Here is a 13,700-nt window from a genome sequence, read left to right as displayed (position 1 = left end):
CCCCCTGGGCGCCGGGCGGGCCGACGGGCGCTGGGCAACCCGATGAGCACTGATGAGCGCTGATGGGCGCCCCGGGGCGCCCACCCGCCGCGAGGCGATCTCCTATGCTGGGGCCATGAGCACCCATGACGCCTCCCACCGGGATGCTGCCGATTCCAGCGCCCCGGCGCCCGCGCGGGCGCCGGCAGTGCCCGGGCACGATGCCACCGCCCAGCGCAATGACGAGCTCCAGGCCCAGGTCGAGTCCCTCAAGGCCGCGGCCCTCATCCGGGCCAGCATCATCGAGGAGCAGAGCGCGCGGATCGCCGACCTGGAGGCCCACCTGCGCATGCTGGAGGAGCAGCTGGAGGCCCGCAGCCACGCCGCCCCCCGCTCCGACGCCGAGCGCGTCTACCTGGGGGTTCGGCGCCGGGCCGGGGCGCTGGTGCGGAGGCTGGCGCGATGACCGGGGCGGGGGTCGCCGTCCTGCTGCGCCGCGGCGACGCGCAGACCGACCAGGAGCAGGCCCAGGAGCAGCTCGAGGAGCTGGTGGCCGCCACGGCGGAGAGCTTCGCAGCCGTGGCCGGCCCGGATGACGAGCTCATCGAGTGCGAGAGCTGGCAGGAGGGCGCCGCCCGGGCAACCGCCCCCTACGCCCTCATGCTGCGCGCCGGGGACCGGCTCGAGCCCGGGGCCCTGCGCGCCCTGTCCGGATTCGCCCAGGCCCGCTCGGCCCGGCTGATCACCGCCGACCGGATCGAGTCCGGCCGCATCCGCCGCTGCCCGCGCTGGTCTCCGGGCCTCATGGAGCAGATGCCCTACGCGGGCCGGGCCCTGCTGGTGGACACCGGGCTCCTGGCCGGTGAGCCTGAGGCTCAGGGGCCCGGCCAGGGCCAGTCGGGCCAGTCGGTGTGGGGCCCGAGGCCACCCCGCAGCGAGTGGGACTTACAGCTGCGGCTCGCCTGCGCGGCAGGAGGCGCCGAGCACTGCCCGGTGGTGGCCCTCCACCAGGCCCAGCCGGTGGAGGTGGGGGACCTGGGGGAGCGGATCGCCACCACCCGCGAGCACCTGGAGCGGCAGGGGCGCCAGGGGCGCGGCGAGCGGGTCATCCCCGGGCCCACCGGATGGCCCCGGGTCGTGGCCGGCGAGGCGCCCACCGGAATGGTCTCCATCATCGTGCCCACCGCCTTCTCCGCCCGGCCCACCCAGGACGGCGGCACCCGGGTGCTGGTCGAGGGGCTGCTCTCCGCCCTGGCGGAGACCATCGATGCGGCCAGGACCGAGGTCGTCCTCGTCGTCGGGGAGTCCACCGGCCCCGAGCCCATCGAGCGCTGCCGGGCCCTGTGGCCCGGGCGCCTGGAGGTGGCCACCACCCGGGGCGCCTTCAACTTCGCCGCGGCCATCAACGCCGGGGCCGATGCATCCAGCGGCGATCTCCTCCTGCTGCTCAATGACGACGTCGAGCCCATCCGTCCCGGCTGGCTGGAGGACATGCTGGCAGTCCTGGGCCGCCCCGGAGTCGGCGCCGTGGGTGCCCGCCTGCTCTTCCCCGACGGCACCATCCAGCACCTGGGGGTCATCTGCCCCCCGGTGGGGCTGGCCACCCACCCCCGGGTCGGTGAGCCCGATGACCCCACCCACCCCATGGCGCAGGCCGATGTGGACTACCTGGCGGTCACCGGTGCCTGCCTGCTCTACCGCCGCGCCGACCACCTGGCCCTGGGCGGCTGGGATGAGAGCCTGCCCCTGAACTTCAACGATGTTGATCTCTGCCTGCGGATGGCCTCGGGCGGGCAGCGGATCATCTGCGTCAACAGCGTGCGCCTGCTGCACCGCGAGTCCTCCACGCGCCAGCCCAATATCCGGGATCATGAGCGCCGGGCCTACGAGTCCTGGCGGGAGCTGACCGCGGCGGATCCGCATATCGAGTACTGGGGCTGAGCGCCGAGGAATCCCGGTATCGCGGGGGCCGGGATATGATCGACGTCGGGCCGCTCCCTGCCGGGAGGCCCGGTTTCACACGCGGGGAGGCACGGGCCCCTCGGATAGGAGAGTCATGACCGTCGAGACCACCAAGCCGCTGGGCATCGAGACGACGCCGATCCCCGGCTTCCTGCGGATCGACCTGACTGTTCACGGGGACAACCGGGGCTGGTTCAAGGAGAACTGGCAGCGCGAGAAGATGGTGGCCCTGGGCCTGCCGGACTTCGCCCCGGTGCAGAACAACATCTCCTTCAACGACGAGGTCGGGGTCACCCGCGGCATCCACGCCGAGCCCTGGGACAAGTTCGTCTCGGTGGCCACCGGCCGGGTCTTCGGCGCCTGGGTGGACCTGCGCGAGGGGCCCAGCTTCGGGGCGGTCTACACCTGCGAGATCGACCCCTCGGTGGCCGTGTTCGTGCCGCGCGGCGTGGGCAACGCCTACCAGACCCTGGAGCCGAGCACCGCCTACACCTACCTGGTCAACGACCACTGGTCGCCCGAGGCCCAGTACACCTTCTTGAACCTGGCCGATGAGACCGCCGCCGTGCCCTGGCCCATCGACCTGGACCAGGCGATCCTGTCCGACAAGGACAAGGCCCACCCGCGCATGGCCCAGGTCACCCCCTTCCCGGCCGAGGCGGGCAGGCGCGTGCTGGTCACCGGCGCCAAGGGGCAGTTGGGCCGCGAGCTCATGGAGCGCCTGGGCGGCGCCGGCTACACCGCCACCGGCGTGGACCTGCCCGAGGTGGACATCTCCGATACCGCCGCCATGGACTCCTTCCCCTGGGGGGACTACGACATCATCATCAACGCCGCCGCCTGGACCGACGTCGACGGCGCCGAGACCCCCGAGGGCCGCCGCCTGTCCTGGCGGGCCAACGCCACCGGCCCGGCCAACCTGGCCCGCGCCGCCGCGTCGCACGGCCTGACCCTGGTGCACATCTCCAGCGAGTACACCTTCGACGGCACCGCCGAGGTCCACACCGAGGACGAGGCCCCCAGCCCCCTGGGCGTCTACGGCCAGTCCAAGGCCGGAGGGGACGCGGCCGTGGTGGCCGCCCCGCGCCACTACCTGGTGCGCACCTCCTGGGTGGTGGGCCCCGGCAAGAACTTCGTGCGCACCATGGCGGGCCTGGCTGCCAAGGGCGTGGAGCCCGCGGTGGTCGCCGATCAGGTCGGGCGCCTGACCTTCACCGCGGACCTGGCCCAGGGCATCATCCACCTGCTGGACACCGGCGCGGACTACGGCACCTACAACCTCTCCGGGCAGGGCCCGGTGGTCTCCTGGGCCGATGTGGCCAAGCGCGTCTACGAGCTGACCGGTCACAGCCCCGAGGCGGTCACCCCGATCACCACCGAGGAGTACTTCGCCGGCAAGCAGGTGGCCCCCCGGCCCCTCATCTCCACCCTGGACCTGTCCAAGATCGAGGCCACCGGATTCACCCCGGCCGACTCCATGGAGCGTCTGGAGGAGTACGTCGCGGCGCTGGGCGACCAGGCGGGTCTCGGTGACTGAGCAGACCCCCGCCTCCGCCGACACCCCGCCCGTCGAGCAGACCCCGCCCCCAAGGGCCCAGGGCGCTCAGACCACTGAGCCCGCTGAGCCCGCCGGGTCCGGCGGGTCCGCTGAGACTGCGCAGCCCGCTGAGGCCGTGGGGGCAGGGCAGAGCGAGGAAGCGCAGTCCGGACCGCAGGTGACCCCGGCGGCTCCGGTCGCGGGCTCGCGTCGCGGGCCGCTGGGCGTCCTGGCGCGCCTGCTTCAGAGTCGCGGATCGAGGTGGGCGGCCTCGGCCCTGCTCATCGTGGCGGTGCTCGCCACCGGGCTGAGCTGGGCCCTGGCCTCGCCCGTGGGCGGCTCGCCCGACGACGACTTCCACCTGGGCAGCATCTGGTGCCCACGGCCCGTGGAGTCCTCGGGCTGCGCCACGCGAGTCGTCGAGGGGGAGCTCCGGGTCGAGGTGCCCCAGCGCGTGTCCGAGACCGCGCGCTGCTACGCCTTCCACGAGGAGATCTCCGCGAGTTGCCAGGGCTCGGTGCCCGAGGGCAAGACCATCTACACCCGGCGCTACGACGACGGCAACTACCCGACGGGCTACTACCGCTTCCACCACCTGCTGATCGGCGACGACGTCGATGAGTCCGCCCTGGTGATGCGGGGCGCCAATCTCCTCATCGCCATGGCGCTCCTGGGCGCCATCGGCTGGGCCCTGCCCGCGCGCCTGCGCTCGCAGTACGCGCTGAGCATCATCCTGGCCTGGATGCCCATGGGCCTCTACCTCGTGGTCTCCAACAACCCGAGCTCCTGGGCGCTGACCGGGGTGCTGGCCTACGCGGCGGGGCTCTACGGTACCCTGCGCGCCGAGGGCCGACGGCGATGGTCCCTGCTGGGCCTGGGCCTGGTCGGTGCCGTGATGGCCTGCGCCTGCCGCGGGGACTCCGCCTTCTACCTGCTCGTCGTCTCCCTGGCGGTCCTCATCGGCGCCCGCCTGCGCCGCGGGATGATCATCCCGGGCCTGGCCGCCGCCGTGGTCAGCGCCATCGGCGCCTGGATGATGCTGGGCTCGGGGCAGTCCGCGGCCGTGGCCTCCTCCTCACCCCAGCCTAGCGTGCTGAGCGACAGCGAGCGGCTGCGGCTGACCATTGCCACGCTGCCGGAGTACCTCGCCGGATTCTGGGGCTGGGGGCAGCGGTGGGGCGCCGGCTGGTTCGACGTCCCCCTCGATGGGCCCACGGTGGTCATCGCCCTGAGCCTGGCGGGCTTCGCCCTGTTCGCCGGCGCCCGGGCACTGGATGTCAGGACGGTCCTATCCGCCGGCGTGATGACCGGCGCGCTCCTGGGCCTGCCCGTGGTCCTGTCCTACACCCAGGGCTTCGAGAGCATCTACGAGCTCCAGCCCCGCTACCTCCTTCCCCTGCTGGCCCCCTTCCTCCTCATCTGGCTGCGCCGCATCAAGGGCGAGGCCGTCCTGACAGGCCCCCAGGCCACCCTGCTGGTGGGGATGTCCGCCCTGGCCCACGCCTATGCGCTGCACCGCATCCTGCTGCGCTACACCCACGGGCTGCACAGCGTCGGCAAGGACGACGCCGGCTGGATGCCCATGAACCTCAACTTCCAGCCCCAGTGGTGGTGGGACATCCCGATCAGCCCCATGGCCGTGTGGGCCCTGGGCTCGCTCATGTACGCGGTGGCCCTGGTGGCCGCGCTCATGCTGGTGCGCCCCTGCGCGCCGGAGGCCTCCAGCGCGCCTGAGAAGGCGCCGCAGAAAGCCTCTCAGAAGGCTCAGCCGGCCCTGCCCGCCAGGACCTCCTGAACGATCCTGGCGTACTGGCCGGTGCGCACCGGCCAGGTCCAGGGGGCGATCAGCTCGGGGTCGGCCGCCGCCGGCGGGGCGGCGATGAGGGCCCGGATGGACTCGGCCAGGGCGGCCGGCGAGTGCCGGCGGCAGATGACCACCGGCGCCCCCGAATCGGCCAGCAGCTGGGCCCCGGGAACATCGAAGGTCACCACCCTGCCGCCCTCGGCGATCGTCTCCAGAAGCGTGGTCTGGAAGCCCTCGGACAGCACCGTGGGGTTGACCAGGGTGGCGCCGTCGAGACTGGCGCGCACCTGATCGGGGCTGACCCGGCCGGGGATCGACACGACCCCACTGAGCCCCAGCTCCCCGGCCCGCCGGCGGGCCGCCCCCAGGTCCGCGCCGTCGCCCAGGAGCTCGCCGTCGACCTCCACCCCGCTGCGGCGCAGCGCGGCCATCGCCTCTAAGAAGGTGTCCCAGCCCTTGCCGGCCACCACCCGGCCCACGAAGACCAGGTGGTGGGGGCGATCGAGGTGGTCAGCGCCGGGGCGCGGAGGGGTGATGGCGTTGTAGAAGACCTCCGCCCGAGCCCCGCTCAGGCGCTCGACGAACTGCGCCGCCTGGGGGGAGACGGCCAGGACCCGGTCAGCGGCCCGCAGCACGTAGCGACCGGCGGTCAGGTCCACCGCCCTGGAGCCGATCGCGATGAGGGGGGAGCCGGAGGCCACGAAGCCGCTGCCGTGCTCGGTGTGGATCGTGGGCAGGCCGGCCCTCCGGGCCGCCCGCAGGCCGATGAGGCTCATGGGGAAGAAGCGCGTATGCGTTGAGACCGCCTGGATGCCCTCAGCGCGCAGGAAGGCGGCCAGGCGGCCCGTGGTGCCGAGGCCCGGGTAGCTGATGACATCGGCGATGGGCAGGTGGCAGCGCCCCGTCAGGACCCTCACCTGGCCGTCCATGCGCCGGCCCGGCTCATCGGAGATGGTCAGCACATAGATCGTGTGGCCCTGCTCGGCGAGCCCGCGGGCGAGGTTCTGGATGTGCTGCTCCAGGCCGCCGGACCGGGGCGGGTAGGTGTTGGAGATGAATGCGAGCCTCATCGCTTGTGTCCTTCTTCGAAGCCGAGTCTGCTGCACCCTACCGTGACCCGCCGGCGCGGGCGGACCGGCCGGCGGCGTGGATGCCCACCGCGAACAGGACGGCCAGCAGCGTCATCGCCCCGGTGTAGGCCAGAGAGGCGCCCAGGAGCCCCAGGGGCGGGACCAGCACGGCGCACAGGGCGGTGATGATGGCGGCCGCCAGGAGGTAGGCGTACAGGGCCAGGCGCTGGCGGCGCATGGTGGCCAGGGCGTAGTAGAGGATGACCCCGGCGGAGTTCATCGCGCCGCCCGCCACCAGCACCATGAGCTCGGGGCGCATGCCGGAGACGTCCTGGCCGAACACCAGCCCCAGGATGAGGGGGCCCGCCACATAGGTGACGGCCGCGACGACGACGAAGGCGGCCAGGGTGGTGCGAAGGCCCCGCCTCATGATCGCGGTGAAGCCCCGCCAGTCGCCCTCCACCCACCGCGTGGCCATCCGTGTCAGCAGGGGGCGGAAGACCAGCAGGGAGAGCTGGTTGATGGCCACGGCGGGCATGTAGATGATCGCGAAGTAGCCCTGCTGGGCCGAGTCCAGGAAGCGGTCGATGGCGTAGCGCGGCGCATTGGCCAGGTACATGGCGATGAACAGGGCGATGAACAGGGGCAGGCACTCGTAGAGCACCCGTGCGATGGCCCTGCGGTCCCACTGCGCCGTCAGGGGGAACAGGCGCCTGGCCGGTGGCAGGAAGGTCGCCACCATCGCCACCAGTGAGGCCGCCAGCGTCACGAGGGTGGAGATGAGCAGATCCCCGGTGACCACCAGCAGCAGGCAGAAGGCCCCCGCGGTCACCAGCGTGCGCAGGAAGCTGGCCCGGCCCCCCAGGTCCAGGCGGCCCACCCGCTGGAACTCGCTGTAGAAGACGTCCTCGAAGGCGTCGAAGAGGCGCAGGAAGGCCACCAGCATGATGAGCAGGACCGTCGGGGCGTCCTTGCCCGAGATCACGGCGTAGCCGATGATCCCCAGGATCATGAGGGCGACGGTGAGGATCCTGGTGGCCAGGTAGGTGCCGAAGGAGAACCTGTGCTCCACATCGGTGACGTGGTAGGTGCGCACCTCGTACATGCCCAGGGTCTGGAACTGCTGCCCGACGGCGATGGCCAGGGCGTAGACGCCGGCGGCCTCGATCCCCACCGAGCGGGAGACCACCGAGAGCATGACGACCAGCGAGAGGGAGCCTGCCAGGGAGGCGGCCGAGTTCCACAGGTAGTCGCGCCCCAGCTGGGAGCGCTCCGAGCGGCTCACCGGGCCCCGTCCCCGGCCTCGAAGGTGCCGAAGGTGATCCGGAAGGGCTGGTGGTTGACGCGCTGCTCCACCGGCGGCAGCTCCATGTAGTCCCCGTATCCGCGGCGCAGCACGGCGTCGTAGGCGCGGGGGAGGTTGACCTCGATGTCCTCGAAGGGCACGACGACGGCGGGGAAGAGCTCATCGCGCTCCACCGCCCAGTGGGCGGGGTCGCGGGTGGAGTGGTCGGCCAGCACGGGGCTGTCCTGCCCCTCGAAGCGGCGGGCCGTGCGCTCCCAGCGCCGCTGCAGGGCCGCCGGCGTCACGCGCAGGGCGCGCAGCCCCCAGTGAACGGCGTGCATGACGGCCACGGCCACCTGACGGGCCGGGGCCGGCAGGCCGATCACCGGGCTGGGGGTCCCGCGCAGGAACAGCAGGCGGCCCCACAGCCAGGTGCCCCGGCACTGGCGCCTGAAGGCGGCGGCGTCGCGGGGGGCGGTGTCCAGGGGGAAGACGTCGACGCCCAGGGGCATGACGAAGGGGCGCCGTCGGGCCGCCTGGGAGACGAACTCGGTGCCCTCCAGGCCCAGCACGGCGAATGTCTGGGGGTAGTCGGGGGTGGTGCGCGGATCCAGGAGCCGGAAGCCGGGGCTCAGGTGGTCGGGGGCCTGGGCCAGGAAGCGCTCGTAGTCCTCGCGCGCCATGCACACATCGGCGTCGTCGTCCCAGGGGATGAAGCCATGGTGGCGCACCGCCCCGATGGCGGTGCCCCCGTAGACGGCGTACTGGATGCCCAGCTGGGCGCAGAGGCGGTGCAGCTCGGCCAGGACCAGCGTGGTGGCGCGCTGGACCTTGCGCAGGACCTCGGGGTCTGAGTATCCGGGCTGGGTCATCCGCGTGCCTCCCCGGCCCCGGGGGCCTCATCGACCCAGTGGGCGTAGGGGCCCAGGTCGATGAGGAAGGGCTCGTGGTTGCGCTGCTGCTCCTCGGGCGGCAGCTCCATGTAGTCCCCGTAGCCGCGGCGCAGCAACGCGTCGTAGGCGCGGGGGACCTTGACGGTGATGTTCTCGAAGGGCATGTCCAGAGCGGGGTAGAGCTCCTCGCGGGTGACCACCCAGTTCTCGGGGTCGCGCATGGTGAAGTCGGCCATCCGGGCGGTGGGGGTGTGCTCGTAGCGCCTGACCGCCGCGTCCCAGCGGCGCTGGAGGGCGCGCGGGGTGATGCGCAGGGCGCGCATCCCCCAGTGGGCCAGGGTGGTGGCCGTGTAGATGGCGGCGCGGGCGGGCCTGCTGGCCCCGATGAGGTAGGGCCGCGGCGTCCCGCACAGGAACAGCAGGCGCCCCCACAGCCAGCTGCGGCGGCTCATGGCCCGGAAGGCGGCCGGGTCATCGGGGATGTTGTCCACCGGCAGGATGTCGACGAACATGGGCATCCGGTAGCGCGAGTCCTTGGCGAACTGGGGAACCATGAGGGTGCCGGGCAGGACCATCTTGGTGAACATGAAGGGGAAGTCCGGGACGGTGCGGGTGCTGTCCAGCCGGAACTCCGGGGCCAGGCGGGCCGGGGCCTGGGCCAGGAAGCGCTCGTAGTCGGAGCGGGTCATGAGCACGTCGGCGTCGTCGTCCCAGGGGATGAAGCCCTGGTGGCGCACCGCCCCGATGGCGGTGCCCCCGTAGACGGCGTAGGGGATGTCCAGCTCCCGGCACACCCGGTCCAGCTCGCCCAGGATCCGGGTGATGAGGGCGTGGACGCCGCGCAGGTCCCCCTGCGCGGCGGAGGGGGCGGGGTTAGTCATGCGCGGATCCCATCGGGTTGTCGGGGAGCTCGGGCTGCTCTGGCTGCTCGGAGTCGGGCGCCCCACGGCCCTGCCCGCTGACCTGGGCCAGGACGTCCTTGGGGACCCGGGACCGCCGGGGGAGCAGATCGGTCAGGTCGGGGGTCGCGGCGAGCACCGTGCCTGCCAGGATGACGATACAGCACACCACATCCAGGACTGTGGGCACCGTCCCCAGCAGGACCAGGGCGAAGACCACCGCCCAGGCCGAGTAGGAGATGTTGAGGGCCATGCCCCTCGAGGCGCCGATATGGGCGATGGCCTGGAAGTAGAACAGGTAGGAGACCGCGCCCGCCAGGGAGGCCAGGAAGACGACCCCGACCGAGGGGGACACGGTGGCCTGGGCGGTGAAGCCGATGATGCCGGCCACGGGCGCGACGACGACCAGGTAGGACAGGCCCGAGACGGTCTGGCGGATGTGCAGGGCCGTCTCATTGTCCACCTTGTCATCGCGCATCCCCCAGGCCAGGATGACGGCCTCGGAGCCCCAGCCCAGGACGCAGGCCAGGGCGGCGACCACCCCGATAACCGGCGAGCCCGGGGTCTGCGCCGTCGAGGAGGACCAGCCGATGACGATGATCGCGGCCAGGGCCACCATGAGCGCCACGATCTGGCGGGGCCGCATCCTCTCCTTGAGCAGCAGGAAGGCCAGCAGGGTGCCCACAGCCGGGTAGAAGGTGGAGATGATGGCGGTGTAGCCCGGGCCGATGTTGTTGATGGCGATGAGGTAGCCGGTCATGCCCACGGGCCCGCCCATGACCGCCCCGGCCATGACGGCCTTGCCGCTGCCGGTCCTGGCCGCCTCCAGGGTGTGGCGCAGCCGCCCGCGCGCCCCCATGTAGACCAGGAGGATGATCGCGGAGATGGCGTCGTGGAGCAGGGCCCCGGTCAGGGAGGCCTGGCCGGCCCCCAGGAAGGGGGACATGGCCAGGGCGATGCCGAGCACCACCGTGTCCAGGCCCCACAGGCAGCCGCTGATGATGCCGAACCTCATGACCCGCTCCTCGTGCTCAGGCGGTGGCCGCTCAGGTGGGCGTCCAGCTCCTCGGCGCCGGACTCGTAGGACTCCAGCAGGGCGTCGACGTGCTCGGCGGCGTGACGGTAGTAGATGAACAGCCACATGCCCACGTCGTCGCCCTCGGCCTCCCTGGCCAGGGCCCACACGTACCAGCACCACCCGGCGAAGACCACGTAGGACCAGAAGTGGCGGCGCTCGACGGCGGTGGGCTCGCGCCCGAAGTAGGCGGTCAGGGCGGTCTGCGCCTGCTCGGGGCTCAGCTCGGAGCACACCACCAGCGTCCCGAAGTCGCTGGCGACGTCGGACATGCCGGCGTACTCCCAGTCAATGAGGTCCAGGCGCCCGGTGGCGTCCACCAGGACGTTGACGAAGGACAGGTCGTTGTGGCTGGCGACGATGGGGAAGCCATCGGCGTCGGCATGGGCCTTGAGGCGCACGACCTTGTCCCGCAGCTCGGCGTAGCCGGGCACGTCAATGGGGCCGTGCTCCTCCAGGAGCCTCTCATACCTCATCCCCTCCTGGACGAAGTCGAAGCTCCGCGACAGCTGCGCGCCGCTGGTGTGGAGGTCGCGGTTCATGCGCATGGCCTGCTCGAGCTCCCCGGGCCGGGAGGGGTCCAGGGTGTGGGCGTCGGGGATGAAGGAGGAGATCTTCCAGCCCTTGGCCGGATCGCCGGTCAGGAAGGTGCGGTCCAGGCCCAGCTCGCAGGCCAGACGCAGGGCCTCGAACTCGACCTCCCGGTTGATGATCTTGTCCGTGCCGATGCCGGGGTGGCGGTAGAGGTACTCCTTGTCGCCCACCGTGAAGTGGCAGGACAGGTTGGTGATCCCCTGCTTGAGCGGGTAGAGGTCGCGGATCTCCGTCTTGGGGCAGCCCAGGGCCGAGGCGATGTTGTCCAGGGACTCGGAGTCCACGTTCTCCAAGAACAGGGGGTCGAACCCGCGCAGCTCGTCCAGGGAGTCGAACTCGTTGATGACGCCGTCGGGGTAGCGGCGGATGACCATGTCGAGCTCCTTGACATGGTCGATGTAGATCGCCTCCCAGAGCTTGGGCGGGGTCTCGGGAAGGTGGTAGACCTCCTCCAGGATGCGCCGGAAGGTCGCGGAGAAGGCGCGGTCGAAGTAGACGTGCCCGAGCATGGTCCAGGCGTCGCGCCCGCCGATCTGGGCGCCGGTGATGCGCCCGCCCGCCCCGGTGATCAGGCACCACTCCTCGGTGGGGCCCTCGACGTACTGGGCCGAGTAGTAGGCCTTGTGGACGTGGGAGTCGAAGGGGTTGACCGTGAAGTAGTCATCCGAGGAGCACACGTAGGTGTTGCCCAGGGCCTGGCGCACCACCCACAGCGAGCCGTTGTTGTTGCGGTTGGTGTAGTCGTCATTGACCACGATCCTCACGCCGAGCCTCTCGGCCAGGTAGAAGAAGTACTCCTTCTTGTAGCCCACCACGACGGTGATGTCGGTGATCCCGGCCTCCTGGAGCTGGCGGATCTGCCGCTCGACCAGGACCTCGCCGCGCACGCGCAGGATGCCCTTGGGGCGCTCGTAGGAGATGGGGGCGAATCGCTGGGACAGGCCGGCGGCCATGATGATGGCGTTGTCGACCCGGTAGGGCTCCAGCGCGGCCCGACCGGCCTCGGTCAGCCGGCGCTCGGCGAGATGGCCCAGGGCCTCGCACTCGCGCACCGCGGTGTTGACCGCTCCCAGGGACATCCCGGTGGCGGTGTGGAGCTCGCGCTGGGTCAGGGCGCTCCCGGCCCTCAGCAGGGCGTAGAGGATGTCGAATTGGGGCTGGGTCAACTGGGGTGTCTGGGCAGGCTGAGTCGGCTGGGCCGGCTGGGCCGGCTGGGCCGGCTGGGCCGGCTGGGCCGGCACGGTGGGCTCAGCCGCGGACCCTGAGGGGGCGGCTGCGGGCATGTCGGGCATGGGATCATCGCCTGTTCACTGAAGATGCCTTCACGGTCGTGTTCGAGAATAGCACCAAGCGGTCGTTGCGTGAACATGTGGGGATGTGTCCTGCCCCTCCCTCGAGGGATCAGTCCGCATCGGGGGGCCGGGGACCGGCCTGCGGCGACGGGGCGTCGTCGTCGGGGCCCCGGGTCAGGCCGGCCGAGTCGACGACGAGGTTGAGGAGGGCGACCTCCTCGGCCAGCGTGCGCGTCTCATCCTCCAGGCGGCTGATCTCCATGGACAGGTGGAGCGTCACCCCCAGCAGCAGGAAGATCGCCAGGACGAAGAGCAGGTTGGAGGGGACCTCGAAGCCCAGGAGGGCCGCGGCCATGCCCAGCAGCTGGGGCACCGCCGCCAGGAGGGTGATCGTCAGCCCGATGACGACCCACAGGGCCGCGTACTTCTCCCGCAGCCGGCCCGAGCGCAGCAGGGCGACGATGAGGATCATGGAGGCGACCATGACCGCAAGGATGAACAGGGTGGTGGGCATCGCTCAGCCTTCGTCGGTGGTGGGCGGGACGGGGTCGGCGGCCTGCCGCCTGGAGGCCGGTCGGCGTGTCAGGGAGACCAGCAGGGCGAACATGGAGCGCACCAGGTAGACCGCGGCCTTGACCGGGTTGTTCGAGGGCGTGCCCGCCTGGCGCGCGCGCATGGAGACCCCCACCTGCCTGACGCGCAGCCCCGAGCGCACGGCGATGACCAGGGAGTCGATGGTGTCGCCCAGGTACTCGGCCGGGTAGTGCAGGCAGTACTGGTCGATGGCCCGACGGTCGGCCGCCCGGAACCCGCTGGTGACATCCGTCAGGCGCGTGCCGCTGATGCGCCCCACGATCGCGGCCACCATGACCATGGCCCACCGGCGCGGGCCGCGCACCCGGTAGGCGCCGGCCTCGGCGAAGCGCGCCCCGATGGAGATATTGGCATGCTCCAGCCCCGCCAGGACCCGCTCGATGTCCCGCGGATCGTGCTGGCCGTCGGCGTCGACCTGGATGGCGCGGTCATAGCCGAAGCGCTGGGCGTACTTGTAGCCCGCGCGCATCGCCCCGCCCACGCCCAGGTTGTAGGGCAGGACCAGCACCAGGGCCCCGGCGGCGCGGGCCCGCGCCGCCGTGGCGTCGCGCGAGCCGTCGTCGACCACGAGCAGGTCGAAGCCCGGGACCGTGGCTCGCAGCTCCTCGATGGTGCCGGCGATCGCCGCCTCCTCGTTCCAGGCAGGCATGATGACCAGTGTCCTGGGCGGCGTGGAGGCCATGGTGCTCCTCGGGTTGACGACGGGGACATCATAG

Annotated in this window: 12 protein-coding genes; 4 read left to right on the top strand and 8 right to left on the bottom strand. The window is 71.7% G+C overall.

Annotated elements, in window-relative coordinates:
* The first annotated feature begins 52 nt into the window (after positions 1–52).
* The 4 genes from EL266_RS12650 (at position 53) to EL266_RS12635 (ending at position 5,273) form a co-directional block, all read left to right on the top strand.
* Complete coding sequence (locus EL266_RS12650) at positions 53–445, top strand: hypothetical protein (RefSeq protein ID WP_026426519.1); 393 nt, start codon at positions 53–55, stop codon at positions 443–445.
* On the top strand, positions 442–1,920 hold the full coding sequence (locus tag EL266_RS12645; RefSeq protein WP_026426520.1) for a glycosyltransferase: 1,479 nt from the start codon (positions 442–444) through the stop codon (positions 1,918–1,920). Before EL266_RS12650 ends, EL266_RS12645 begins: the two co-directional genes overlap by 4 nt.
* Positions 1,921–2,035: 115 nt before the next feature.
* The gene (locus EL266_RS12640; protein ID WP_026426521.1) at positions 2,036–3,478 is read left to right on the top strand and encodes a sugar nucleotide-binding protein; all 1,443 of its coding nucleotides are present in this window, start codon (positions 2,036–2,038) and stop codon (positions 3,476–3,478) included.
* Positions 3,471–5,273 (top strand): DUF2142 domain-containing protein, encoded by a 1,803-nt coding sequence (locus EL266_RS12635; protein WP_051281007.1) that lies wholly within the window; start codon positions 3,471–3,473, stop codon positions 5,271–5,273. The genes EL266_RS12640 and EL266_RS12635 overlap by 8 nt, the downstream gene beginning before the upstream one ends.
* Here EL266_RS12635 and EL266_RS12630 read toward each other — a convergent pair.
* The 8 genes from EL266_RS12630 to EL266_RS12595 form a co-directional block, all read right to left on the bottom strand.
* Entirely contained in the window at positions 5,243–6,352 is a 1,110-nt protein-coding gene (locus EL266_RS12630; protein ID WP_026426522.1) for a glycosyltransferase family 4 protein, read from the bottom strand. The genes EL266_RS12635 and EL266_RS12630 overlap by 31 nt on opposite strands.
* Before the next feature lie 37 nt (positions 6,353–6,389).
* On the bottom strand, positions 6,390–7,637 hold the full coding sequence (locus EL266_RS12625) for a lipopolysaccharide biosynthesis protein (RefSeq protein WP_026426523.1): 1,248 nt from the start codon (positions 7,635–7,637) through the stop codon (positions 6,390–6,392).
* Positions 7,634–8,509 (bottom strand): LicD family protein, encoded by an 876-nt coding sequence (locus EL266_RS12620; RefSeq protein WP_026426524.1) that lies wholly within the window; start codon positions 8,507–8,509, stop codon positions 7,634–7,636. The genes EL266_RS12625 and EL266_RS12620 overlap by 4 nt, the downstream gene beginning before the upstream one ends.
* Positions 8,506–9,411, bottom strand: a complete 906-nt coding sequence (locus EL266_RS12615) for a LicD family protein (protein ID WP_051281008.1) — start codon at positions 9,409–9,411, stop codon at positions 8,506–8,508. The genes EL266_RS12620 and EL266_RS12615 overlap by 4 nt, the downstream gene beginning before the upstream one ends.
* Positions 9,404–10,444, bottom strand: coding sequence for a DMT family transporter (locus EL266_RS12610; RefSeq protein WP_084500537.1), 1,041 nt, complete (start codon positions 10,442–10,444; stop codon positions 9,404–9,406). Before EL266_RS12610 ends, EL266_RS12615 begins: the two co-directional genes overlap by 8 nt.
* Positions 10,441–12,381, bottom strand: a complete 1,941-nt coding sequence (locus EL266_RS12605; protein ID WP_084500569.1) for a phosphotransferase — start codon at positions 12,379–12,381, stop codon at positions 10,441–10,443. The genes EL266_RS12610 and EL266_RS12605 overlap by 4 nt, the downstream gene beginning before the upstream one ends.
* Before the next feature lie 118 nt (positions 12,382–12,499).
* Positions 12,500–12,904 carry a DUF2304 domain-containing protein gene (locus EL266_RS12600; protein ID WP_026426526.1) on the bottom strand — a complete coding sequence of 135 codons (405 nt, stop codon included), beginning with the start codon at positions 12,902–12,904 and terminating at the stop codon, positions 12,500–12,502.
* A 3-nt stretch (positions 12,905–12,907) separates the two neighbouring features.
* The gene (locus EL266_RS12595) at positions 12,908–13,666 is read right to left on the bottom strand and encodes a glycosyltransferase family 2 protein (RefSeq protein ID WP_026426527.1); all 759 of its coding nucleotides are present in this window, start codon (positions 13,664–13,666) and stop codon (positions 12,908–12,910) included.
* Positions 13,667–13,700: the final 34 nt, after the last annotated feature.

Origin of the sequence: Actinomyces slackii (assembly GCF_900637295.1) — a bacterium.
Lineage (GTDB): Bacteria > Actinomycetota > Actinomycetes > Actinomycetales > Actinomycetaceae > Actinomyces > Actinomyces slackii.
The sequence above is the reverse complement of the archived record's forward strand: the minus strand, read 5'-3'. Positions and strand labels throughout refer to the sequence as shown.